Annotated in this window: 19 protein-coding genes and 2 pseudogenes; 9 read left to right on the top strand and 12 right to left on the bottom strand. The window is 66.8% G+C overall.

The window, feature by feature from the left end; all coding sequences use genetic code 11:
• Positions 1–8 precede the first annotated feature (8 nt).
• From G6N34_RS15855 to G6N34_RS15885, 7 genes are all read right to left on the bottom strand, one after another.
• Complete coding sequence (locus tag G6N34_RS15855) at positions 9–785, bottom strand: SDR family NAD(P)-dependent oxidoreductase (RefSeq protein WP_085148188.1); 777 nt, start codon at positions 783–785, stop codon at positions 9–11.
• Complete coding sequence (locus tag G6N34_RS15860) at positions 785–1,924, bottom strand: acyl-CoA dehydrogenase family protein (RefSeq protein WP_085148190.1); 1,140 nt, start codon at positions 1,922–1,924, stop codon at positions 785–787. Before G6N34_RS15860 ends, G6N34_RS15855 begins: the two co-directional genes overlap by 1 nt.
• Entirely contained in the window at positions 1,917–3,473 is a 1,557-nt protein-coding gene (locus G6N34_RS15865) for an AMP-binding protein (RefSeq protein ID WP_085148193.1), read from the bottom strand. Before G6N34_RS15865 ends, G6N34_RS15860 begins: the two co-directional genes overlap by 8 nt.
• Before the next feature lie 22 nt (positions 3,474–3,495).
• Entirely contained in the window at positions 3,496–4,479 is a 984-nt protein-coding gene (locus tag G6N34_RS15870) for a DUF7064 domain-containing protein (protein ID WP_085148196.1), read from the bottom strand.
• Between the two features lie 19 nt (positions 4,480–4,498).
• A complete protein-coding gene (locus G6N34_RS15875) occupies positions 4,499–5,368 on the bottom strand; it encodes an enoyl-CoA hydratase-related protein (RefSeq protein ID WP_085148199.1) in 870 nt (289 codons plus the stop codon).
• Complete coding sequence (locus G6N34_RS15880) at positions 5,365–6,192, bottom strand: SDR family NAD(P)-dependent oxidoreductase (RefSeq protein WP_085148202.1); 828 nt, start codon at positions 6,190–6,192, stop codon at positions 5,365–5,367. The genes G6N34_RS15875 and G6N34_RS15880 overlap by 4 nt, the downstream gene beginning before the upstream one ends.
• A gap of 223 nt (positions 6,193–6,415) precedes the next feature.
• Positions 6,416–7,999: an HNH endonuclease signature motif containing protein gene (locus G6N34_RS15885; RefSeq protein ID WP_109788272.1), complete on the bottom strand. Its 1,584-nt coding sequence runs from the start codon at positions 7,997–7,999 to the stop codon at positions 6,416–6,418.
• A 172-nt stretch (positions 8,000–8,171) separates the two neighbouring features.
• Between G6N34_RS15885 and G6N34_RS15890 the strand changes: the two genes are divergently transcribed.
• Together G6N34_RS15890 and mgtE are read left to right on the top strand one after the other, a co-directional pair.
• Positions 8,172–9,113 (top strand): esterase family protein, encoded by a 942-nt coding sequence (locus G6N34_RS15890; RefSeq protein WP_085148207.1) that lies wholly within the window; start codon positions 8,172–8,174, stop codon positions 9,111–9,113.
• Between the two features lie 114 nt (positions 9,114–9,227).
• Positions 9,228–10,610, top strand: a complete 1,383-nt coding sequence (gene mgtE, locus G6N34_RS15895) for a magnesium transporter (RefSeq protein ID WP_085148209.1) — start codon at positions 9,228–9,230, stop codon at positions 10,608–10,610.
• Here mgtE and G6N34_RS15900 read toward each other — a convergent pair.
• Both G6N34_RS15900 and G6N34_RS15905 read right to left on the bottom strand, forming a co-directional pair.
• Positions 10,607–11,686: an NAD(P)H-dependent amine dehydrogenase family protein gene (locus G6N34_RS15900; protein WP_085148211.1), complete on the bottom strand. Its 1,080-nt coding sequence runs from the start codon at positions 11,684–11,686 to the stop codon at positions 10,607–10,609. The genes mgtE and G6N34_RS15900 overlap by 4 nt on opposite strands.
• A gap of 5 nt (positions 11,687–11,691) precedes the next feature.
• Positions 11,692–12,717, bottom strand: coding sequence for a Rieske 2Fe-2S domain-containing protein (locus tag G6N34_RS15905; RefSeq protein ID WP_085148213.1), 1,026 nt, complete (start codon positions 12,715–12,717; stop codon positions 11,692–11,694).
• Positions 12,718–12,796: 79 nt separating this feature from the next.
• Between G6N34_RS15905 and G6N34_RS15910 the strand changes: the two genes are divergently transcribed.
• The 5 genes from G6N34_RS15910 to hpxO all read left to right on the top strand — a co-directional run bounded on the left by G6N34_RS15910 (position 12,797) and on the right by hpxO (position 17,469).
• Positions 12,797–13,429, top strand: a complete 633-nt coding sequence (locus G6N34_RS15910) for a TetR/AcrR family transcriptional regulator (RefSeq protein WP_085149927.1) — start codon at positions 12,797–12,799, stop codon at positions 13,427–13,429.
• 47 nt (positions 13,430–13,476) lie between these two features.
• On the top strand, positions 13,477–15,381 hold the full coding sequence (locus tag G6N34_RS15915) for a PbuX/PucJ/PucK family nucleobase permease (protein WP_085148215.1): 1,905 nt from the start codon (positions 13,477–13,479) through the stop codon (positions 15,379–15,381).
• Entirely contained in the window at positions 15,378–15,875 is a 498-nt protein-coding gene (uraD, locus tag G6N34_RS15920) for a 2-oxo-4-hydroxy-4-carboxy-5-ureidoimidazoline decarboxylase (RefSeq protein WP_407663233.1), read from the top strand. Before G6N34_RS15915 ends, uraD begins: the two co-directional genes overlap by 4 nt.
• Positions 15,876–15,972: 97 nt before the next feature.
• Positions 15,973–16,290, top strand: a complete 318-nt coding sequence (gene uraH / locus G6N34_RS15925; protein WP_085148221.1) for a hydroxyisourate hydrolase — start codon at positions 15,973–15,975, stop codon at positions 16,288–16,290.
• Positions 16,291–17,469, top strand: a complete 1,179-nt coding sequence (gene hpxO, locus G6N34_RS15930; protein ID WP_085148223.1) for an FAD-dependent urate hydroxylase HpxO — start codon at positions 16,291–16,293, stop codon at positions 17,467–17,469.
• On the opposite strand, the gene G6N34_RS15935 is transcribed toward hpxO, so the two are convergent.
• The gene (locus G6N34_RS15935; RefSeq protein ID WP_085148225.1) at positions 17,456–18,787 is read right to left on the bottom strand and encodes a guanine deaminase; all 1,332 of its coding nucleotides are present in this window, start codon (positions 18,785–18,787) and stop codon (positions 17,456–17,458) included. The genes hpxO and G6N34_RS15935 overlap by 14 nt on opposite strands.
• Positions 18,788–18,872: 85 nt before the next feature.
• On the opposite strand from G6N34_RS15935, the gene G6N34_RS15940 reads away from it, so the two are divergent.
• Both G6N34_RS15940 and G6N34_RS15945 read left to right on the top strand, forming a co-directional pair.
• Entirely contained in the window at positions 18,873–19,700 is an 828-nt protein-coding gene (locus tag G6N34_RS15940; RefSeq protein ID WP_085148227.1) for an FAD binding domain-containing protein, read from the top strand.
• Positions 19,697–22,393, top strand: a complete 2,697-nt coding sequence (locus G6N34_RS15945; RefSeq protein ID WP_085148229.1) for a molybdopterin-dependent oxidoreductase — start codon at positions 19,697–19,699, stop codon at positions 22,391–22,393. The genes G6N34_RS15940 and G6N34_RS15945 overlap by 4 nt, the downstream gene beginning before the upstream one ends.
• Here the strand turns inward: G6N34_RS15945 and G6N34_RS28055 are convergent.
• Positions 22,383–22,829 (bottom strand): annotated as a pseudogene (locus G6N34_RS28055) (SRPBCC family protein); the annotation flags it as partial. The gene G6N34_RS15945 and the pseudogene G6N34_RS28055 overlap by 11 nt on opposite strands.
• An 18-nt stretch (positions 22,830–22,847) precedes the next feature.
• A pseudogene (locus tag G6N34_RS28060) lies at positions 22,848–23,537 on the bottom strand (DUF899 domain-containing protein); the annotation flags it as partial.
• Positions 23,538–23,605 lie beyond the last annotated feature (68 nt).

Consider the following 23,605-nt stretch of genomic DNA (forward strand, 5'->3'; position numbering starts at 1 on the left):
CACCCTCCTCAGATCACGCTGACCGGACGGCCGCCACCGTCGACGGTGACCCGCTGCCCGGTGACATAGCCCGCGTCGGCCGACACCAGGAATGCCACGACCCCGGCGATGTCCTCCGGCGTGCAGACCCGGCCGAACGGATAGGTGCGGGCGAGATCCTCGATCGACCCACCGCCGGTGGCCGCACGGACCAGGCGTCGTCCCATCTCGGTCTCGACCAGGCCGGGCGCCACGATGTTGGCGCGGATGCCGTGCTCGCGCTCCTCCTGCGCCAGCGTGCGGACGCACATCTCCATGGCGGCCTTGGCCATGGTGTAGGGAGCCGACAGCGCCGGCGCCTCGGTCACGGTGCTGCTCGAGATCATCACCACGTCACCGCGTTCCGCGGCCCGCATGTCCGGCAGGACTCTCTGCACCAGGTGGATGGGGCCCAACGCATGCACCTGCAGCAGCGACACGAAGTCAGCGCCCGGCGTGTCACTGACGGGTTGCCCCTTGCTCGCGGTGCCCGCGTTGCTGACCACGATGTCCACCGGGCCGAGGTCCTCGCGCACCGCGTCCACCATCGCGTCGACGGCGTCGTGATCGTCGATCGCCGCGCAGTACGCCTTGGCTCGGCCACCTGCCGACACGATCTCGGAGACCACCTCGTCGGCGGCCTCAGCGCCGCGACGGTAGTTCACCGCGACCGCCGCCCCGTTGCGCGCCAGGCGCAGGGCGATACCGCGGCCCACTCCTCGAGAACTGCCGGTGACCACTGCCACCCGTCCATCCAACGTCGACATCAACCCACCACCGCTCGTCCGACGAGGTCCTTCATGACCTCGTTCGATCCGCCATAGATCCGCTGGATGCGCGCATCGCGCCACATCCGGGCGATCGGATACTCCTCCATGTAGCCGTAGCCACCGAACAACTGCAGCACGCGGTCGAGAACCTCCCACTGCAGTTCAGTCGCCTTGTACTTCGCGCCGGCGGCCTCGGCGGCGGTGAGCTCACCGTCGTTGAGGGCCACCACACAGCGGTCGACGTACTCCTGCAGCACGGCGATGTCGGTGTGCATGTCCGCGATCTGCATCCGGACGGACTGCAGATTCGTCAGCGGTCCACCGAACGCGTTGCGCGCGCGGGTGTGGTCGAGTCCCAACTCCAGTGCGTGACGCGCGGAGGCGACCGCCGCGACGGCGATCGACAGCCGTTCGCGTGGGAGATTCGCTATCGCAGAACCGAATCCGCGTCCCGGCTCGCCGATGATGTTGGACACCGGCACCCGGCAGTCGTCGAAGAACAGTTCGGCGGTGTCCTGAGCCTTGCGGCCGATCTTGTGCATGGGACGGCCGCGCTCGAAGCCCGGCGTGCCGTTCTCGACGGCCACGAACGTCGTGCCGCGGCCGTCACGTTCACCCGTGCGCACCAAGACGATCGCCAGATCGCAGGTGGCGCCGCTGGTGATGAAGGTCTTCTGGCCGTTGATCACCAGATGATCGCCGTCTCGGCGTGCGGTCGTCTTGATCGCCGCGAGATCGGATCCGGCACCCGGTTCGGTCATGCCCAGGGCCGTGACGCAGTCACCACGCGTGAACGCGGGAAGCCAACGCTCCTGCTGTTCGGGGGTGGCCAGATCGCGCAGGTAGGGCACGATGATGTCGTTCTGCATCGAGAAGAGGTCACCGGCCATACCCGAGGCGACGACCTCTTCGGTCATCACCGCGTTGTAGCGGAAGTCCTCGATGCCCAGACCGCCGTACTCGGCACCGAATTCAAAACCGAGGAAACCGTTTTCGCCGGCGGCCCGGATGAACTCCCGGTCGACGGTTCCGGCCTCCTCCCACGCGTCGACGTGGGGCACCGCGGCATGGTCGATGAACGCGCGGAACGCCTGCCGGAACGCCTCGTGCTCCTCGGTGTAGAGCGTCCTACGCACTCGTCTTCTCCTTCTGGTCCTGCCAGTACTTGTCGCGAAGTTGGCGCTTGTACAACTTTCCGGTCGGCAGCCGGGGCATCTCATCAATGAAGTCAAAGGACTTGGGACACTTGAACTTGGCAATGTGTTCGGTGCAGAACTCAAGAAGCCGCTGCGCGAGTTCTTCTGTCCCGCCGTCTGGATCGACAGGCTGGATGACCGCCTTCACGGCCTCCCCGAAGTCCTCGTCCGGGACACCGAACACCGCGGCGTCCATGACCTCGGGATGGGTGATCAGCAGGTTCTCAATCTCCTGCGGGTAGATGTTGACTCCGCCGGAGATGATCACGAACGCCTGCCGGTCGGTGAGGAACAGATAGCCTTCCTCGTTGACGTAGCCGATGTCGCCGATCCTCGACATCGTGCCGGTGGAATCCTGTGCCTGCGCGGTCTTCTCAGGGTCGTTCAGATACTCGAACGAGCTGTTGCCGCCACGGAACCAGATGGTTCCCGGAACTCCCGCGGGAAGTTCGTTGCCGTCGTCGTCCCGGATGACGATCTCGCCGAAGAACGCCTTGCCGACGGTGCCCGGGTTGGCCAGCCACTCCTGCGGGGTGCAGCCACAGGTTCCGTTCGCCTCGGTGCCGCCGTAGTACTCGTAGATCACCGGGCCCCACCAGTCGAGCATGGCCTGCTTGACCTGGCGCGGGCACGGTGCGGCGCCGTGTACGACGGCTTCCAGCGAGGAGTGGTCGTACTTCTCCCGGATCTCCTTGGGCAGCTTGAGCGCTCGGGAGAACATCGTCGGCACCACCATCGTGTGGGTGACCCCGAACTCCTCGATGAGCGCCAGGAACTGCTCGGTGTCGAACTTCTCCATCACGATGTGGGTGGCGCCAAGGCGCAGGCCGATCGAGATGCTGGACTGCGGGCCGGAATGATAAAGCGGGGCGGTCGACAGGAACGTCATACCCTCGCGCATCCGGAAAAGCCGCTTTCCCATCTCCTCGATGCCGAGCTGTTCCTGCGGCGACACATCGGGAAGCTGGCGCTTGACCGCCTTGGGCCGGCCCGTGGTGCCCGAGGAGTAGAACATCGGGGTGCCGAGTCGCTCGTCATCGGCGGGTGTCGACGGGTACTGCTCGATGACCGCTGCGAAGTTCTCAAACGGCTGCGGCGGGTCGGCCAGGTCGATGACGAGCCAGTGCTCGACCTTCGGGCAGTGCTGCGGAAGCTGCTTCGCCACATCGAATTTGGCGGCGCTGGTGACCAGCAGTCTGGCGCCGCAGTCATCCGCGATGTAGGCCGCCTCCTCCACCGAGAGGAACGAGTTGATCGGGGTGTAGTACAGCCCGCAGCGTTCGGCTGCCGACATCGTCACGATCATGTCGAGGTGGTTCTCGGTGAAGATCGCGATGGGGTCGGTGCGCCGCAGACCGAGTGCGCGGAAGTGGTTGGCGACTCGGTTGGCGCGCTCGTCGAACTGCCGGTAGGTGAGTGTCTCTCGGCTGCCCGCCATGATCAGCGCGGGACGGTCGGGATTCTCCTGTACGTGACGTCCGGGGTACATCGTTGTTGCCCTCCGTCGTTCGCTAGGTGAGGGGCCGCAGGAACTCTGCGATGCCCCAGCCGCCTTGGCCGCCCGCGTAACGGACGGACATCTGCCCCATGCGCGCGGCGCGGTCGGCGGTGCGCTGAGTGACCGGCACGAAGTGGTTGATCGACCCGTCGAGCACCAGCGTCGGAAGACCGTCGGCGGTGATCACTCCGACGTTGCGCCCGTCGTAGGTGGCCTCACCCGCGTAGTCGGTGTAGACGGTGTAGTCCCGGATGGGGTGGAAGACCCCGTCCGGGGTGACCACGACGCCGCCCGACGCGCGTTCACCGTTCGGTTCGAACTCGCCGTACGCAGTGATCGCCGTGCCGTCGGCCAGCCATGCGGCGAGCCACTCCCCTGTGTAGGACGCCCACTCCCGCGGGCCCCACGAGTGGTCGCGGAAGGAGGTCGCGCGGTCGATGGTCCACGTCGTCGACCCCAGCCGCACGGTCCCGCTGACATGACCGAACTGCTCGTAGTGGTCGGTGGCGATCTGCGAACTGCCCGGCGTGCAGTCCCCGTCCTCGGCGATGGTGAACATCGGCACCGACGCCTCGAACGTCAGCGAGATCTCGCACTCCACCGACGGGGAGTTCTTCAGCGCCTGCCTGCCCCGCTCAGCCAGCAGCGACGGCGTGCTGATGAGCGCCACAGTGTTGCGGTAGGTCACCTCCCACGACCGAGTCGGATCCTTGGGCTTGATGGTGAGGCCCTGGGTCGACCACTGCTCGTTGGACTCGTTGGGCTTACGCCCGGCGCGCAGCGCGATGCGCCCACCCGGCAGCGTCAACTGCACCGTGGCCTCCGAGTACCCCATCGTCGGCCGGTTGCCGATGCGCATCAGAGCGCTCACTTCGCTGATCGGGTCGACGAAGTTGACGTAGACGCTCTCGTTGTAGTTGGCGATACCCGCTGGATCGTGGGTGAATTCGGCATCCGTGCCGTACTGGCATGCCGTGAACGGCGCTGAGGTGTCCATGCAGGGGCCTCCGGGGGTGTCAGAAGTGGTCGGCGGGATGGTCGTTGAGTGGCGGGAACACCGCGGGGCGGCGCTCCAGGAACGACATCACGCCTTCGTGGACATCGGCGGTACGCAGCCGGCTGGCGTACACACGGGACTCGTCCTCGCATGCCGCCCTCGGGGTGGCGTGCCCCCAGCTGCGGCCGAGGAGTCGCCGAGACAACGCGACCGATGCCGGTGAAGTCTCGGTGACGAACACCCGGGCGTAGGTCATCGCTTCGTCGAGAACGGCATCGGCCGCCACGACGCGGGTCAGCAGACCGGCCTCGTAGGCCTCCGCGGCCCCGAACACCCGCCCGGACAGCACCCAGTCGGTGGCCCGGGTCAGGCCCACCAGTCGTGGCAGGAACCACGAGGAGGCGCTCTCCGGAACCACACCGCGACGGGTGAACACGAACCCGAAACGCGAACGCTCACCGGCGATCCGCACGTCGGTGGCCGCCATGATCGACGCTCCCCCACCCACTGCGTCGCCGTTGACCGCGGCGATCACCGGGGTGCGCATGTCGAACAACCGTTCACTGACACGGCCACCCGGCTCACGGTACCCCGTCGGCGTGTGGCCCTGGACGTCCTCCTCGAGAGCCTCGAGGAGGGTGTCCGGTCCGTTGAGCTCAGCTCCGACGCAGAAGTGGTCACCCGCACCGGTCAGGACGACCGCACGCACGGCCGGGTCCCGATCGGCGATGTCGAGCGCATCCCACAGGTCACGCAACATCTGGTTGCGCAACGCGTTTCGGCGTTGAGGCGCGTTGAAGCTGATGACCGCGACGCCGTCGTCGAAGCGGTAGTCGACCTCTTCGTACGCCGGCGGCGCGATGTGGGCCGCCGGCTCCGCGCCGGTCACGCTCCGCCGCTGCAGACCAGCGTCTGAGCGGTGATGTAGCTCGACTCCGGGGCGCACAGCAGGTACACCGCACCGGCCGCCTCTTCGACGCTGCCGCCGCGGCCGAGCGCGATCTGGGTGGTGACGGCTTCGTAGACGTCCGGGTTGACGCCGACCTTGATCTCGCGGCCGTCGACGTCGATGGTCTTCGCCTCGGTGGTGATCGTGGTCAGCCGAGTGTTGATGACGCCGTAGGCGATGGCGTTGACGGTGACGTTGTAGCGGCCCCACTCCTTGGCCAGCGTCTTGGTCATGCCGATCAAGCCCGCCTTGGCCGTCGAGTAGTTGACCTGTCCGGGGTTGCCCAGCAGGCCCGAGGTCGACGACGTGTTGACGATGGCACGGCGGGACGCCTGCCCGTTTTCGGCCTTCTCCTTCTTGGCCAGACCGGAGATCACCGGCTGGGCGGCCCGCAGGATGCGGAACGGCGCGGTGAGGTGCACGTCGATGATGTCGTTCCACTGCTGGTCGGTCATCTTCTGGATGACGTTGTCCCAGGTGTAGCCGGCGTTGTTGACGATGATGTCCAGACCGCCGAAGTTGTCGACCGCCGCCGCAACGAAACGATCCGCGAACTCAGGGTCGGTGACGCTGCCCGTGCACGCGACGGCCTGGCCGCCGGCGGCCTCGATCGCGGCAACCACTTCCTTGGCCGGTTCGGCGTCGAGATCGTTGATGACCACCTTGGCACCCTCGGCGGCCAGCTTCTCCGCGACCGCACGCCCAATTCCGCGGCCCGAACCCGAAACCAGCGCGACCTTTCCGTCAAGTCGTCCTGTGGTCACTGCAACGTCCTCTCAAGTGGTGAAATCCCTACGTTGTTGTGAACCCTAACTCTATAGCGTGGTTAGGTCAACTACCTGTTTACCTGGGGTTATGTGCATTTGGTGAATCATGAGTATGCATTGACGCGGCGGCTCGCCCTTTGTGGTGTCTGGCGGCGCCATGAAGCCGACGCTGGCCAACACCAGCGCGTGGTCAGGCATCTGGTCGATGCCTGAACGACTGTCAGCTCGTGTCCCGCTTTGCGCGTCGGCTTTTGATGCGTTGAATTCGGTCTTCCTCACGGGTGCGCCGACGGCGGGGCATCTGCAGGCCCCGATTGCTCGTGGGCGCGTCCTTCGGTGCCGGTCTCGGCGGTGGCAATGGCGCGGTGGTGGTGTTCCAGTTGGGGAAGAACAGCCGACTGCCCGGATAGGTCGTGTAGGTGTGACCCGTCGGTGAAGTCCATTCGATGCGACCGTCGGGATACTGGATGTCTGACCAGCCACCCTCACCGACGTAGAACGTCTTGAGAAGATGATTTTTGCGGCACAGACACCGCAGGTCCGACGGATGCGTGGGCCCCGCCGGATACGGGATGGCGTGGTCGATATCGCAGGACTGCGCCGGAGTGGTGCAGCCCGGAAACCGGCACCACATGTCCCGGCTGCGCACGAACGCCGCCAACGCCGCTGATGGGCGATAACCCGGTTCGGGTTCGGCCGACGGCATCTTCAACGGGGTGACCTTCGCCCCGCCCAGCAGCACCTCGCGCAGCAGGCTATTGGGAATGATGCGGCCGTTCTCCATCACCGCCGCCGGACGCCGCCGCGGTGCCGCGGGTGCCGCGGACGGTGCCGAAGGCGCGGACGGTGCCGAAGGCGCGGAGCCGGCTGAGGGACCGGTGGCAACGGCAGGTGCTGGTGTGGCAGGCGCGGCCGCGTCAGAAGATGTGAGATCAGGACCGGGCTGACACGCCGCCGATCGCGCGTCGACGGCAGCAGCGTTCTCGGCCACCGCCGCCGCCACCGCAGCCTCATCAGCCACCACATGAATCACCACCGGACTGCGCTCCGGCCTCACCTGCATACCCGCACACTCGGGCTTGCCGCACCGGCACGCCAACGGCCCGGCATACGCCGCCAACGCCCCGAATACATCCGAACGGCGTTCCCCGGCACTGCGCGGGTCGTCGGCGCACAGGTGCTTGGTCAACTCCACAAAACGTTTGCGCAACACCGCCCCATCGGTGCTGTAGATCCGGCCCCACACCGAACAGGTGCCGGTCTCGTCGTCCTCTTTGCCCAGACAGACATCACGCCCGCGGGCGGCCTCGGCGAAGGCCTCCAAAGCCAACGGATCATATTCGGCCAACACATAATCGATCGCGGCATCCAGCCTGGCATCCGACAGACCACCCCAGGTGCCGGCCTCAGTGGCGAGCACCCGGTCGACAGCCTCCATAGGCGCCTCATCAAGCACATAGCGGGTACGAAACGAGATGGTCGAGGCCGTCCGGACCGACACCACCCCCGACTTGAGCAACTCGAACACCCGCGGCAGACGCGTGTGCATGGCGCGGGCGAAACACATCTGACTTGACGCCTTCCGGCGGCTGATGCCCATCGCCGCGCCGACCTCGGCGACCGTGAAATCCCACAGATCGCAGGCATAGAGATGCCGCTCATCGTCAGGGGTCAGACGCAACTCCATCAACGCAAAGATCGCCGCCAGACGCCCAGCAGTCGCGGCAGCCTCAGCACGAGTGGCAGCACTGATCGCGGACACGACAGCCACGTCGTCACCCGGATCGAACACCACTTCGCACATACGTTCGATTCTCCTCAGCAGACAAGCCCCACACCACCCCCGACCACCAACCTGGGGATGGAGTCGCAACTGTGGATAACGTGCGGCATAACTTTCGCCGCCTCGGGTAACCATCCGGCGCACGCGAAGCGATACACCGTTATCAACCCGGGTCGGGGTGAACGGAAAGCTCATGTTCAGAAAGTTCGTCCTCGCCCTGGCGGTCGCCCTGACCGCCGGGTTCCTCACCGTGGCCACTCCTCCCCCGGCGTCGGCCGACACCGTCGAAGTGCTCGACGTCCCGTCGGCTGCCATGGGCCGCAACATCCGCGTCCAGTTCCAGGGCGGCGGCCCGCACGCGGTGTATCTGCTCGACGGCCTGCGCGCGCAGGACGACCGCAGCGGCTGGGACATCAACACCGGCGCGTTCTCGTGGTTCAACGGATCCGGACTCTCGGTGGTGATGCCCGTCGGCGGCATGTCCAGCTTCTACACCGACTGGTACCGCCCCGCCGTCGGCAACGGCACGACGCAGACCTACAAGTGGGAGACCTTCCTGACCTCCGAACTGCCGGCCTGGCTGTCCGCCAACCGCGGCGTCAGCCCCAACGGCAATGCCGTGGTGGGCCTTTCGATGTCAGGAAGCGCGGCGTTGATCCTGGCCGCCTATCACCCGGGACAGTTCATCTATGCGGCGTCGCTGTCGGGCTTCCTCAATCTGTCCGACGGGTTCTGGCCCATCCTGGTGAGCGTGGCCATGGCCGACGCCGGTGGGTTCAACGCTCTGGACATGTGGGGGCCCTACGGCGGCGCGGCGTGGAAGCGCAACGACCCGATGCTGCAGATCGGCCGCCTCGTCGCCAACAACACCCGCATCTGGGTGTACTGCGGCAACGGCAACCCCTCCGACCTGGACGCCGGACTGGGCAACGCCCAGATCCCCGCACAGTTCCTGGAGGGCGTCACTATCCGGACCAACAAGGCTTTCGCGTCCGCCTATCAGGCGGCAGGCGGAACCAACGGGGTGTTCAACTTCCCGGCCAACGGAACCCACAGCTGGGGCTACTGGGGCGGGCAACTCCAGGCGATGCTGCCCGACATGCAGCGCGTGTTGGGGGCCGCACCCACCGCGTGAGCGTGCGCGCTGAACCGCGGGTGGCCACGAGACGAACAGTGACCACCCGACGATTCGGCGAACACCGGGCTCAATATGCTGCCGAGGGCTTGCCGTCGCCCGAAGGAGTTGCCGATGAGTCCCACCGACACCACCGAACCCGCAGTCAGCGTCCGACAGGCCATTGCCCTGCGCACCACCAAGGCCGTGCAGCTGTGGCTGGAGATCATCGACGATCCCGCGGAGCGGGAACGTGAACTCAACGCGCTCTCCAAAGCCGATCTGAGAGACCTCGGCGAACTGCTGGACACCGACACCGGCGTCGATCTGCTGGAGAGCGTCAGCGAAGACTCTGGGGCGACACTTCTGCGGGTGCTGCCGACACCGCGCGCGGCCGGATATCTCGACCTCCTCAACTCCGACCACGCGGCCGACCTCCTGCGTGAAGTCGACGCCGGCACTCGCGAGGAATGGCTCACGGCAATGCCGCACGAACGCTCGCAGGTGCTCCGCGGCCTGCTGTCGTGGCCGCAGGACTGCGCCGCGGCGCACATGGTGCCGGAGACCCTGACGGTGCACCCGGACATGACCGCTGCCGAGGCAGTGGAGGCGATTCGGGGCCACGCCTGGAGACTGCGCGGCGATTCCCGCACCAGCGCCTACGTTTACGTCACCGATGCCGATGCCCGCCTGCTCGGCGTGGTGCCGTTTCGAAATCTCGTGCTGGCCGAAGCCGATCAGGCCGTGGCCGACATGATGAAGCGCGACATCGTCACGGTGTCGCCGCTCACCGATCAGGAGGATGCAGCGACCCTGCTGACCGATCACCGCCTGGTGGCGCTGCCGGTGGTCGACGCCGACGACAGGCTGCTCGGTGTGCTGACCGAGGACGGCGCGGCCGGAATCGCCGAGGAGGAGGCCACCGAAGACGCCGAGAAGCAGGGCGGCTCGGCGCCATTGGAGGTGCCCTACCTCAAGGCCTCACCATGGTTGTTGTGGCGCAAGCGGATCGTCTGGCTGCTGGTGTTGTTCATCGCCGAGGCCTACACCGGGACGGTGCTGCGTCACTTCGAGGAGGAGATGGAAGCCGTTGTGGCGCTGGCGTTCTTCATCCCACTGCTGATCGGCACGGGCGGCAACACCGGGACTCAGATCACCACCACGTTGGTGCGCGCGATGGCCACCGGAGACGTGCGCCTGCGGGATCTCCCCCAGATCCTGGGCAAGGAGATGACGACCGGGTCCATGATCGCGTTGGCGATGGCCGTCGCCGCCACGATCCGGGCCTGGACCCTGGGTGTCGGCCCGGAGGTGACGGTGACGGTCGCGCTGACCGTTGCCGCGATCGTGTTGTGGGCGTCGTTGGTGTCATCGATCCTGCCGATGGTGCTCAAGAAGCTTCGGATCGACCCGGCTGTGGTGTCGGCGCCCATGATCGCCACGATCGTCGACGGCACAGGGCTGATGATCTACTTCTGGATCGCGCACCTGACCCTGCCGCAGTTGGCCGGTCTCTAGATCTTGAACCGCCCCGCAAACCCGCGCAGCGGCACGTCGGCGCTGGTCAGCAGACCCGGCGGTGCGGCCACCACCGAACGTATGGAGTTCAACGCCGGAAGCCCGGTGACGGTCATGCCAATCGAGGCGAAGTTCGTCGGATCCGACAGGTCCACACCGGGTTTGGGGAAGATCATGTGCTTGTTGTACACACACGGATCGCCCTTGATCTGGGTGATGTAGCAGCCCTTGATGTTCCAGCTCGGGTCGGTGTGCGGCGTCATCTGCCACTCCAGGTGGGTCTCCACGCGCGGAACACCGTCGACCATGCCCTCGTACTTGATGTAGTTGCCACCCAACGACCCCTTCGGCAGCTGATACCAGCCGAGGTCGACGTCCTTGGTGCACGCGCCGAGTTCGGCGCTGAACTTCACCTCGTCCAATGTCAGGTCGAAGCAGTCCGCCATCATCAGCACACTGTCGGCGAAGACGCGCGTGTACTTCTCCAGCTTCCCAGGGATCGACGGATCGTCGACCGGTTGGCCGTAACCGACCTCGATCCAGGTGTCGCGCGAGTGGTGACAGGACACGTCGACCGACTCGATGGTGGTGACGTTCTCGATCTCGGCGACGTCGGCCGAACACGCCACGCCCAGAATCTGATTCACCCCGGGGTTCATGCCCGTGCCGTAGAACGTCGAGCCACCCTTCTCGCACGCCTCGGCCAGGAGTTGGGAGACGGGCCTGCCCGACGGATGCGGATGGTTGGTGTCGCGGTGCCATCCGGTGATCCAGTCGGCCGTCGTGACGATGTTGATGCCGGCCTCGAGCACCCGCACATACAGGTCCTCGTCGGGGAACACCCCGTGGAAGGTCAGCACATCCGGCTTGGCGGCGATGATCTCCTCGACCGATCCGGTGGCCGTCACGCCGACGGGTCCGATGCCGACCAGTTCACCAACGTCTCGGCCCACCTTGTCCGCCGAATAGCAGTGCACACCAACCAGTTCCAGATCAGTGCGGTGCTGCAGGCGTTTGATCATCTCGGAGCCGACGTTGCCGGTGGCCACCTGGAAGATCCGGATCGGTGCGGTCATGCTGGTCAGCCTCTCTGCTGTGCGGCATAGACTTCGGCGGCACTGCCCCCGATGCCGTCGGGATAGAACTGCTTGGCCCAGTTACGGATTGCGGTGAACCCTTCGTATTCGGAACTGGACAGCGCGGGCGGGTCGGAGTAGCGCTGGTGCGCCCAGATGGCGATGTCCTGACTGAACTGTCGGATGACCTCGAGGCCGAACTCCTCGGCCTTGACCTGCGCCCGTTCGGGATTCCGGCTGGGGGTGCGTCCGATGTAGACCATGAACCGCACGTCGGAAGTGAACTCGTCGACGGGGGTGATCGCGGAGATCGTGCGGTTGTCGATCATTCCCCAACTCTTGGTGACCGCGATGCCCAGTCCGCCGTTGATGGCCTCGACACCGCTCTTGACGTCGTCGATGCTCTGCTGATCGTCGCCTTCGAAGGTGATGGTGAAGTCGACGTAGGACACCGGTTCGGCGAAGTCGTGCCGCGTGAACACGGGCACGATCGGCGTGTTGTGCACGTACTTGAAATGCGCGAAGTCGACGCCGTTTTCGAGCACGTACTGCGGATGCATCTCCAGGCCGCGTTCGAACAGGCGTTGTTGCGGGTAGTAGTCGTCGACACTGCTGCCGTCACCGAAACTGGCGAACACGTCCGGGGCGTCAAAGTAGGGGTCACGGCCGTGCACGTCGTGCCAGATGTAGATCGACTGATTGCGCTCGGCCACCGGGTAGGTCGTGATGCGCCTGCCGCGATTGGGCCGGTCCTCGTACGGGATACAGACGTTGCGGCCCTCGGCATTCCACTGCCACCCATGGAACGGACACTGCAGCACCTCGCCGACGACTTTGCCGCCGTGCCCAAGATGCGCGCCGAGATGCTCGCAGTAGGCGTTCATCACCGTCACCTGACCGGACTCCGCGCGCCAGGCGATCATCTCCTGGCCGAAGTACGTCATCCGGTGCACGTCACCGACTGAGACCTCGTCGGACCACGCGACCTGGAACCATCCCGTCGGCTTCATCGACAGTGGCGGTTTTGCCATGCCTGAAGATGATAGGGGTCACTGTGAAACTTTCATAGAGGGCGCTGTGAAAACCCGCGAACAGAACTACCATCGCTGCATGACCGTCGCGGGCACCGAGGGCAGGCGCAGCAACCGCCGCGGTATGGCGACCCGGGAGAACATGCTCGACGCGGCCCTGCGGTCGCTGGCCTCCGGGGATCCGGGCGCGGTCTCGGCCAGTCGCATCGCCAAGGAGATCGGGGCCACCTGGGGCGCGGTGAAGTACCAGTTCGGTGACGTCGACGGGTTCTGGGCAGCCGTGCTGCACCACTCCGCACAACGACGGGGCGACATCCCGGCCACGGTGACAGCCGTCGGCGCACCCCTGGACACCCGCGTCGCGGCGATCATCGACACGCTCTACGACGGCCTGACGTCACACCACTCTCGCGCGATCGAGAACCTGCGCGCCGCGCTGCCCAGCGACCGCACCGAACTCGAACGACTCTTCCCCCGCACCGCCGCCGAACTGTCGTCCTGGGGCGACACCTGGCTGCTGGCCTGTCAGCACGCCTTCGCCGACCTCGACGTCGACCCGCGCCGGGTGCGCGAAGTGGCCGCATTCATCCCAGGCGCCATGCGCGGCATCGTCTCCGAACGCCAACTCGGCAGCTACTACGACCCCGATGAGGCCAAGCGGGGGCTGACAAACGCGATCGTCGCGTATTTGGAGCAGTCGCAACAACGCTGAAACTCCCACGACATCGGAATTCACCGCAACTGTCGGATTCTTGTCCGATGTCGGCACCCACCAGCAGCCAGAAACTGAACCGCCAGCATCCCGTCGACGAGGTGCTGCCGATTCCGAAACTCGCGACCTACGGTTTCCAACACGTCGTGGCGTTCTACGCCGGTGCGGTGCTGGTGCCGATCATCATCGCCGGCGCGGTCGGGTTGTCCGAGCAGGAACTGGTCATGCTCATCACGGCGGACCTGTTCACGTGCGGTATCGCCTCGATCATCCAGGCCGTCGGGTTCTGGAAGATCGGTGTGCGCCTGCCACTGCTGCAGGGTGTCACCTTCGCCGGCGTCTCCCCCATCATCGCGATCGGCCTCGCCAACGGCGGCGGCGCGGCCAGCATGTTGTACGTCTATGGCGCGGTGATCGTCGCGGGCATCTTCACGTTCTTGATCGCGCCGATCTTCATCAAGCTGCTGAAGTTCTTCCCACCCGTGGTGACAGGCACCCTCATCACGATCATCGGCCTGTGCCTGGTGCCGGTGGGCGCCCTGGACGCCGTGACGAATCCCCACACCCATGAGATCGATCCGACCAACATCCGCTGGTTCCTGTACGCGCTTGGCACCATCGCGATCATCGTCGCGATCCAGCGCCTCTTCCGGGGCTTCCTGGCCACCATCGCGGTGCTGCTCGGCCTGGTGATCGGCTGTGTGGTGGCATATGCGTTGGGCGACATGAACTTCGACAAGGTCGGCGACGCCGCGATGCTCGGTTTCACGCCGCCGTTCCTGTTCGGCATGCCCAAGTTCGACTTCGTCGCGTGCCTCACCATGATCATCGTGCTGATGATCACGGCCGTGGAGTCGACGGGATCCACCATCGCCACCGGCGAGATCGTCGGCAAGCGCGTCAAGCCCTCCGACATCGGCAACGTGCTGCGCGCCGACGGTGTGGCCACCGCGATCGGCGGCGTGTTCAACTCGTTCCCCTACACCGCGTTCTCCGAGAACGTCGGCCTGGTGCGCCTGACCGGGGTCAAGAGTCGCTGGGTCGTGGCCGCCGCCGGCGTGATCATGATCCTGCTGGGCTTCCTGCCCAAGGTGGCCGCCGTCGTCGCCTCCATCCCGAACCCGGTGCTCGGCGGTGCGGCGTTGACGCTGTTCGCCACGGTTGCCGTCGTCGGAATCCAGACGTTGGGCAAGGTCGACTTCACCGACCACCGCAACCTGATCATCGTCACCACCAGTCTGGCGCTGGCGCTGTGGGTGACGTCGTACCCCGACATCGCCAAGGCCATGCCGACGGGCCTGGACCTGATCTTCGGCAGCGGCATCAGCATCGGCGCGGTCAGTGCGATTCTGCTGAATATCGTGTTCTTCCACACCGGTTCACGCGGCCCCCGCGTCGCCGGCGGTGGATCGATCACCCTTGACGAGGTCAACTCCATGACCAGGGAGCGCTTCACGTCGATCTTCGGCCACGTGGTGCAGGACGTTCCGTGGGCCATCGAGCGCGCCTTCGACCAGCGTCCCTTCGCCGACACCACCGCGTTGCGTGAGGCGTTCCAGGACGCGGTGCTCACCGGCTCCTCCGAACAGCAGCACGAACTGCTCAACGCCTTCCATGACCTCGGCGCCGAGGATGAGACGGGTCAGGTGCTGGCCGTCGACCATGTCGCGCTGTCCAACCTCGACGAGGACGACCACAATGACGTCGTGGAGTTGGCGACGGCCTATCGGGAACACTTCGGCTTCCCGCTGATCATCTGTGCCCGTGAGACCGAACGCTTCGACCGGGTGCTGCGCAACGGGTGGTCGCGGATGGACAACTCCCCGGCCACCGAGAAGGCGTTCGCGTTGATCGAGGCCGCCAAGATCGCGAACTACCGGTTCACCGATCTGGTCGCCGACGCCAACCCGATCGCCGCCGCCCGCTTCAGCCGCTTCAGTGAATTGTCGTGAAAGCCGTTGGCCTGAGGGACTTCAACGCGGCCTCAGAGCGTCAGCGGATGCACCTGCTGTTCGAGGTGTGCTCGTCGACGATCTGGGCGCGCCGAGTGCTCGCGGGCGCCCCGTTCCGTGACGTCGATGCACTCTACGACCGCGCCGAACGGGTGCTCGCCGAGCTTCCCGACGCTGAGATCGACGCGGCCCTTGACGGGCATCCCCGCATCGGCGCCAAGGCCGACAACCCTTCGTCGGCGCAGGAACAGGCCCGGGTTGCCGATGCCGACGCCGCGGTGAAGGCCGAGCTTGCGGCCAAGAACCGCGAGTACGAGGACCGGTTCGGGTACGTGTACCTGGTGTGCGCCAGCGGTCGTTCGGCCGAGGAACTGCTGGCGATCCTCACCGACCGGTTGGGCAACGACCCGGACACGGAGCGACGGGTGATGCGCAGCGAGTTGGCGAAGATCAATCGGCTGAGGTTGGAGCGGCTGATGAGCGAACCGACATGATCACTGACGTGAACGTCCCCGCGAGCGGCCTCTTTTGTACGCGATCTGCGGCGTGTCGGCGTACCAACACGGGCGCTCGCGGAATAGGGAGGAGGGCATGAGCCTCTCGACGCACGTCCTGGACGCCAGCACGGGCCGCCCGGCCTCCGGAGTGACGGTCACGCTGTCGCACTCAGGCGCCGAACTCGCCACGGGGGTCACCGACGGCGACGGCCGCATCAGCGGTCTGGGCGGTGAGCTGTCCGCGGGCATCTACCGACTGCGGTTCGACACCGGCGCGTACTTCGCGGCGCAGCGCGTGACGGGCTTCTACCCCGAGGTCGTGATCACCTTCGAGATCACCGACTCCGCGGCCCATCACCACGTGCCCCTGCTGCTGTCCCCGTACTCGTACTCCACCTACCGAGGGAGCTGAATGAAGGCCGTGATCATCGGCGCGGGCATGGGCGGGATGAGCGCCGCAATCGCGTTGCGCCAGATCGGCATCGAGACCCACGTCTACGAGCGGGTCAGTGAGAACAAGCCCGTCGGTGCGGCGATCTCGGTGTGGTCCAACGGCGTCCTGTGCCTCAACCACCTCGGCCTGGAGCAGCAGACCGCCGAACTCGGCGGCATCGTCGACTCCATGAGCTACATCGACGGCCACACGGGCGACACCATGTGCCGGTTCTCGATGCAGCCACTGATCGACGAGGTCGGGCAGCGCCCCTACCCCATCGCGCGCGCCGAACTGCAGCAGATGCTCATGGACGCCTACGGCATGGACGCCATCAACTTCGGCATGAAGATGGTCGCGGTCGAGAACAGCGCAGGCGGCGACCGCGCGGTGGCCACGTTCGCCGACGGCACCACGGTGTCGGCCGACCTCATCATCGGTGCGGACGGCGCCAATTCGATCACCCGCGAGTACGTGCTGGGTGGCCCCGTCGAGCGACGCTACGCCGGCTACGTCAACTTCAACGGCCTGGTGGACGTCGACGAGGAGATCAGCCCGGCCAGCGAGTGGACCACCTATGTGGGTGACGGCAAGCGTGCGTCGGTGATGCCCGTGGCCGGCGGCAGGTTCTACTTCTTCTTCGACGTCGTCGAACCACAGGGCCTGCCCTACGAAAAGGGCAGCGCGCGTGAAGTTCTGCGCCACCACTTCGCCGGTTGGGCGCCCGGGGTGCAGAAGCTGATCGACACCCTCGACCCGGACACCACCAATCGGGTGGAGATCCTCGACCTCGACCCGTTCGACACCTGGGTCAAGGGCCGGGTCGCGGTGCTGGGCGACGCCGCACACAACACCACCCCCGACATCGGCCAGGGCGGGTGCTCGGCCATGGAGGACGCCGTGGCGCTGCAGTGGGCGTTCCAGGACCACCCCGACGACGTCCACGCCGCACTGGCCAGCTATCAGACCGCCCGCACCGAACGCGCAGGCGATCTGGTGCTCCGCGCCAGGAAGCGCTGCGACGTCACCCACGCGAAGGATCCGCAGGCCACCGCGCGGTGGTACGACGAACTGCGAAAAGAGACCGGTGACAACATCATCCGCGGCATCGTCGGCAACATCATGGGCGGGCCCCTGACCCCGATCAGCCCGGGCTGACCCGCCGGCCCCGCACGTAGACCTCGGCGATCGCCGCTTCACGCATCCCAAGCAGCAGCGCGAACAGCAGCCGGTCGGCGTCCTCGACGTCGATCTGCTCGAGAAGCTCGGGCAGCAGCAGCTGCCGCTGCGGGTCGATCACCAGGAAGTCGGCCTCCTTGCCGACGTCGAGGTTGCCGATTCGGTCCTCGAGGTCCAGCGCACGCGCACCCGCGAGGGTGCCGGTGAACAGCAGATCCGCGGGCGGTATCGACAGACCCGCGGGTTCGCTGATGTGCACCTTGTAGCAGTCGTTGAGCACCCGCGCCAGCAGCCACTCGTCGCCGGCGCCGACGTCGCTGCCGAGCGCCACGTTCACCCCGCTGGCCGTGGTGCGTCGCCACGGCATGGTGCCCGATCCGAGGAACTGCTGCGATGTCGGACAGTGCGCGATCGACGTGCCGGTTTCGGCCATGCGCGCCAGTTCGTGGTCGGTGCAGTGCACGGCGTGGGCCAGCACGCTGCGCGGGCCGAGCAGGCCCTCATAGGTGTCCAGATAGTGCTGCACGCCGTGCACCTCGTGGACCGCGGCGACCTCATGCACGTTCTCCGACAGGTGCGTGTGGAAGTACACCCCGGCGTCGCGGGCCGAGGAGTACAGCTCACCCAGAGCACCCAGCGTCTGGCGGGTGACCGACAGCGCGAACCTCGGCACCACCGCGACGTGCAGCAGCGACGTCGCGGGATCGCCCGTGTCGGCGCCGTGCCAGCGCGTGATCTCGGCCTCGGTCAAGGTGATCGCGGCGTGCTCATCGGTCAGCAGCGGGGTCGCCGACTCGGGTCCCACGGTCTGGATGGCCCGCCCGGACACCGTGCGCAGGCCTGCCCGCATCGACTCTTCGTAGAGTGCGTCCTGTGCGTCGGGGAACGCCGATCCGAACACCAGCGCGGCCGTGGTGCCTGCGCTGATCCGGCCCGCGCAGAACGCCTGGGCGACGCGGCGCGCGTACTGCGGGTCGGCGAGTTTGGCCTCGGCGGGAAAGATGCAGCGCTGCAACCAGTCCAGCAGCTGTCCCCCACCGTAGGAGTCGGTGCAGAAGGTCTGGGGGTAGTGGATGTGGGTGTCGACGAATCCCGGCAGCAGGAACCCCGGGCGGCAGTCCACGACGTCGACGTGGCTGAGTTCATCAGGCACCGCCGCGTGCGCACCGCTGAACACGATGACGCCGTCGGCGTCGACGATCAGGGCACCGTCGGGGACGCTCACCAGATGCTCGCTGGCCTGCGCGAGCCGGGGTGCACCGCCGATGTGGAACAGGTGCCCCCGGTATGCGCGCATCCTGTGATTGTCACAGTGTCCCCGCCCACCCGCAGTTCGGCGATTTCGGCCTGCGGGCGAACCCGCGGGCAACTACGGTCGGGCCATGGACCTCAACACCGTCGAAGAGGTGCGGACACCCGCCCGCCGTGAAGACGTGTGGCCACTCGGTCCAGCCGACGCGATCCTGGCGGGCGGCACCTGGCTGTTCTCGGAGCCCCAACCCGACGTGCATCGCCTCATCGACATCACCGGCCTGGGCTGGCCTCCGATCACCCTGACCGACAATGGAATCGAACTCGCCGCGACCTGCACGCTGGCGGAGGTGGCCCGGCTGTCGACCACTCTGCCCGCGCAGCGCCCCGACTGGGCGGCCGCGCCGCTGTTCCGGCAGTGCTGCACGGCATTGTTGGCGTCGTTCAAGATCTGGGGCACCGCGACCGTCGGTGGCAACATCTGCCTGTCGTTTCCGGCGGGGTCCATGATCTCACTCACCTCCGTCCTCGACGGCGCCGTCACGGTGTGGCGCGCCGACGGCACCGACTACGCCGTCCCGGTGACCGATTTCGTCACGGGGCAGGCCAGCAACATCCTGGAACCCGGTGACGTGCTGCGCGCCGTGCACCTGCCCGCCGCGGCGTTGCGGGCGCGCACCGCCTACCGCAAGCTCGCCCCCTCACCGTTGGGCCGCTCCGCCGTCGTCGTCCTTGGTCGCCGCGCCACCGACGGCACCGGCTTCGTCCTGTCCGTCACGGCCGCCACCGTCCGCCCCTACGTGTTCTCCTTCCCCACCACCCCGGACTCAGCGGCACTGCGCCACGCCCTGTCCGCGATCCCGGACGACGCCTGGACACTCGACGCTCCCGGGGACCCAGACTGGCGCCGCGCGATGTCCTCGACACTGGCCGAGCAGATCCGCACCGAGCTGTCATGAAGTTCGAGCTCAACGGGGAGAGCCGAGACGACGAACCGCGGCCGGGTCAGTGCCTGCGCACCTTCCTGCGTGATCTGGGCCGGTTCGAGGTCAAGAAAGGCTGCGACGCCGGGGACTGCGGCGCCTGCTCGGTGCTGATCGACGGATCCGCCGTGCATTCGTGCGTGTATCCGGCGTTCCGGGCCGCGGGCCACACCGTGACCACTGTCGCCGGCCTCGGCACGCCCGAGGATCTGCACCCAGTCCAGCGTCGGTTCGTCGAGTCGGGCGGATTCCAGTGCGGGTTCTGCACGGCCGGTATGGTCACGACGGCGAGCACGCTGTCCGACGAGCAGGCCGCCGACCTGCCGCAGCATCTCAAGGGAAACCTGTGCCGCTGCACCGGATATCGCGCCATCTGCGACGCGCTGTCGGGCACGGTGAACGTCGAGAAACCCAGTGGCGGCGACGCTGGGCGGTCGATCGGCGCCCCCGCCGGGGTACGCGTGGTCACCGGCACCGAGGAGTACACCATGGACCGCGACCCGCCGGGTCTGCTGCACATGGCCGTGCTGCCCAGCCCGATCGCGCACGCCCGGATCACCTCGATCGACACCTCGGCGGCGGCATCGATCCCCGGTGTGCGCCTGATCCTGACGCATCACGACAGCCCGTCGGTCGCGTTCTCCACTGCGCGGCACCAGTTCCGCGACGACGACCCCGACGACACCGTGATCCTCGACGACACCGTGCGTTTCGTCGGCCAACGGGTGGCCGCGGTGGTCGCCGACTCGCTGGCGACGGCGGAGGCCGCCTGCCGCGCCATCGTCGTCGACTTCGACCCGTTGCCCGCGGTGTTCGACCCCGACGAGGCCCGCGCCCCCGGTGCACCGCTGGTGCACGGCGACAAGGGGTCGCAGGCCCGCATCGCCGACCCGAGTCGCAACATCGTGGCCGAACTGCACGGCGAAGTCGGTGACGTCGCCTCGGCGGTGACGGCCGCCGACGCGGGCGGTGCGGTGGTGCGAGGACGGTGGACCACCCAGCGCGTACAGCACGTGCACCTGGAGACCCACGGCTGCACAGGATGGCGGGATGGGCTGGGCAGGTTGACGATTCGGACCAGTTCGCAGGTGCCGTTCCTGGTGCGCGACGAACTGTGCCACGTCCTCGGCCTGGCTCCCGCCGAGGTGCACGTCTTCACCAAACGACTGGGCGGCGGGTTCGGTGCCAAACAGGAGATGCTCGTCGAAGATCTGGTGGCACTGGCGGTGCTGCGCCTGGGCGAACCGGTGCGTTACGAGTTCACCCGCAGTGACCAGTTCACGGTCGCCCCGTGCCGGCACCCGTTCCGCGTCGACGTCACCGCAGCGGCCGACCCGGCCGGAACTTTGACCGCGTTGGCCGTCGACGTGCTGATCGACGCCGGGGCCTACGGAAACCACAGTCCCGGAGTGATGTTCCACGGGTGCGGCGAGTCGCTGTCGATCTATCGCTGTGCGAACAAACGCGTTGACGCGCAGGTGGTGTACACCAACAATCTGCCGTCGGGTGCGTTCCGCGGTTATGGCCTGGGGCAGGTGATGTTCGCGGTCGAGTCAGCGCTCGACGAACTCGCCTCGCAGTTGAGTATCGATCCCTTCGAATTCCGCCGCCGCAACGTCGTGGTTCCGGGCGACCCGTTCGTCGACGCGCATGTTCTCGACGACGACTTGACGTTCGGCAGTTACGGTTTGGACCAGTGCCTGGACCTCACCGAGGCTGCCCTGAAGCGCGGCAACGGCATCACGGCCCCCGACGATCCGCAGTGGCGCGTGGGTGAGGGTATGGCCGTTTCGATGATCGCGACGATTCCCCCGCGCGGGCATTTCGCGGATGCGTCGGTGTCCGTCGACCCGGACGGCGTCTACACCCTGCGGGTCGGCACCGCGGAGTTCGGCAACGGCACCACGACGGTGCACACCCAGTTGGCGGCTACCGAACTCAGCACCGTCGCCGACCGCATCGATGTGAGTCAATCTGACACCGATACAGCCGATTTCGATACAGGAGCGTTCGGTTCCGCAGGCACCGTGGTCGCGGGCCAAGCGGTGCTGCTGGCGTGCCGGGACCTGCGCACAGCCATGATCGACGCTGCCGCCGAACTCACCGGGGCGTCACCGGCATCCTGCGTGTTGGGCCGCAACGGCGTGCAGTGCGGCGACCGCCTGGTCGACTTCGCAGCCCTGCCCGCCCTGACCGGTCACGGAAGCCATGACGGCACACCGCGTTCGGTGGCGTTCAACGTGCACGCCTTCCGGGTCGCGGTGAACACCGAGACCGGCGAGGTACTGATCCTGCAGAGTGTGCAGGCCGCCGACGCCGGCGTGGTGCTCAACCCGCAGCAGTGCCGCGGGCAGGTCGAAGGTGGTGTGGCCCAAGCGATCGGTTCAGCGCTCTACGAGGAGATGCTGATCGGCCCCGACGGAACCGTGCTCACCCAGACCCTGCGCAACTACCACATCCCGCAGATGGCCGACGTGCCCGTGACCGAGGTGTACTTCGCCGACTCCCACGACGAACTCGGCCCGTTGGGCGCGAAGTCGATGAGCGAGTCACCGTACAACCCCGTGGCACCGGCACTGGCCAACGCGATCGCCCGGGCCTGCGGCGCGCGCCTGCGCGAACTGCCCATGACTCCCGCCCGAGTGTGGCGGGCGCTGGTCACTGCGTGACCGAACGCTCCAGGGTGGCAAGCGATTCGGTGAGGTAGCTCTCCCCGAAGGGCGGCATGCCTCCGATCTCGTCACGGAAGCTCTGCGGGGTGGCGCTCCAGTCGTAGGTCAGGGTGACCTCGGTGCCCGTCCCGACTGGCCTCAGGTCGTAGCGCCAATTCCAGCCGCCGGGTTGATGCTGGCCGGATTCATCGAGTGAACCGGTCAACCAACCGATGGCGCGGTCCTGCTCGAAGACGTTGACCAGGTTGTGCGTCACGTAATGCCCGCCGGCTTTGTCGAAGAACATGTTCATCTCGAACATCTGCCCGGCGCCGGTGATCGGCTTCGGATCCACCGCGTCGCGCACCCAGTCGCCGGGCTCAGTCTCGTGGTGACGGGCCGGATCGGCCAGCAGGGCGAAGACCTGTGCCGGCGGGGCCGCGATCGTTCGGGTGGCGACGAAGTGTTCGGGACCGTAGGCGCGGGCGACGTCGGGGCTGTCCAGCCAGCCCGAATACGTCGGGCGAGACGGCCATCCGGCCGGCGAGTCCTGCCACTCCTCCTGGCGCCCCCACGGCAGGAGGTCGATCAATGCGAAGGAGTGGCTCAACTGCTCGGTGCCGCGGCCGTTGGTGTGCCACGTGCGGTAGACGGTGTCGCCGTCGCGCAGGAACACGTTGACCGCGAACCCCTCGCCGGGCGCGGCGTCGACGTCGGACCCGAACGAACTGCCCGCCGACGAGTACCACTCCATCTTGTTGCCCACCTTCTCGCGGTAGGCCAGGGCCTCCTCGATGGGCCCGTTGGTGACGATGACGAATCGGGCGTCGTAGTTGTCCAGGAACTCCAGCCTGGTGAACTGCGACGTGAATCCCGTGCACCCGCCGCACTGCCAGTCCGCGCCGTCGGTCCACATGTGGTTGTAGACGATCAGCTGGGACCGCCCGCGGAACACGTCGGCCAGCTTCACGGAGCCCTCCGCACCGACCAGGGTGTACTCGGGCAGTTCCACCATCGGCAGTCGTCGCCGCTCGGCCGCGATAGCGTCGAGTTCCCGGGTGGCCGCCTTCTCGCGCGCGCGCAGCTGCGCCAAGGCCTGTGACCAGGTGTTTTTGTCGACAACCGGCGGCAACGCCGTCGCGACGGGGGCTTCTGTGCTCATCGACGACTCCTCAACTTCTCTGGTGGTCTCCACCCAATACAGACACAGGTGAGGGCCGAAAATCATCG

This window comes from Mycolicibacterium confluentis (assembly GCF_010729895.1).
In the GTDB taxonomy this organism is placed as follows: domain Bacteria; phylum Actinomycetota; class Actinomycetes; order Mycobacteriales; family Mycobacteriaceae; genus Mycobacterium; species Mycobacterium confluentis.

What these genes read in the sequence shown, in the direction of transcription:
- G6N34_RS15915 (WP_085148215.1), top strand. Translation starts at nt 13,477, where the DNA reads ATGTCGGCACCCACCAGCAGCCAGAAACTGAACCGCCAGCATCCCGTC.
- G6N34_RS15905 (WP_085148213.1), bottom strand. Translation starts at nt 12,717, where the DNA reads ATGGCAAAACCGCCACTGTCGATGAAGCCGACGGGATGGTTCCAGGTC.
- G6N34_RS15910 (WP_085149927.1), top strand. Translation starts at nt 12,797, where the DNA reads ATGACCGTCGCGGGCACCGAGGGCAGGCGCAGCAACCGCCGCGGTATG.
- G6N34_RS15855 (WP_085148188.1), bottom strand. Translation starts at nt 785, where the DNA reads ATGTCGACGTTGGATGGACGGGTGGCAGTGGTCACCGGCAGTTCTCGA.
- G6N34_RS15865 (WP_085148193.1), bottom strand. Translation starts at nt 3,473, where the DNA reads ATGTACCCCGGACGTCACGTACAGGAGAATCCCGACCGTCCCGCGCTG.
- uraH (WP_085148221.1), top strand. Translation starts at nt 15,973, where the DNA reads ATGAGCCTCTCGACGCACGTCCTGGACGCCAGCACGGGCCGCCCGGCC.
- G6N34_RS15945 (WP_085148229.1), top strand. Translation starts at nt 19,697, where the DNA reads ATGAAGTTCGAGCTCAACGGGGAGAGCCGAGACGACGAACCGCGGCCG.
- G6N34_RS15935 (WP_085148225.1), bottom strand. Translation starts at nt 18,787, where the DNA reads ATGCGCGCATACCGGGGGCACCTGTTCCACATCGGCGGTGCACCCCGG.
- G6N34_RS15885 (WP_109788272.1), bottom strand. Translation starts at nt 7,999, where the DNA reads ATGTGCGAAGTGGTGTTCGATCCGGGTGACGACGTGGCTGTCGTGTCC.
- G6N34_RS15870 (WP_085148196.1), bottom strand. Translation starts at nt 4,479, where the DNA reads ATGGACACCTCAGCGCCGTTCACGGCATGCCAGTACGGCACGGATGCC.
- G6N34_RS15940 (WP_085148227.1), top strand. Translation starts at nt 18,873, where the DNA reads ATGGACCTCAACACCGTCGAAGAGGTGCGGACACCCGCCCGCCGTGAA.
- G6N34_RS15900 (WP_085148211.1), bottom strand. Translation starts at nt 11,686, where the DNA reads ATGACCGCACCGATCCGGATCTTCCAGGTGGCCACCGGCAACGTCGGC.
- hpxO (WP_085148223.1), top strand. Translation starts at nt 16,291, where the DNA reads ATGAAGGCCGTGATCATCGGCGCGGGCATGGGCGGGATGAGCGCCGCA.
- mgtE (WP_085148209.1), top strand. Translation starts at nt 9,228, where the DNA reads ATGAGTCCCACCGACACCACCGAACCCGCAGTCAGCGTCCGACAGGCC.
- G6N34_RS15890 (WP_085148207.1), top strand. Translation starts at nt 8,172, where the DNA reads ATGTTCAGAAAGTTCGTCCTCGCCCTGGCGGTCGCCCTGACCGCCGGG.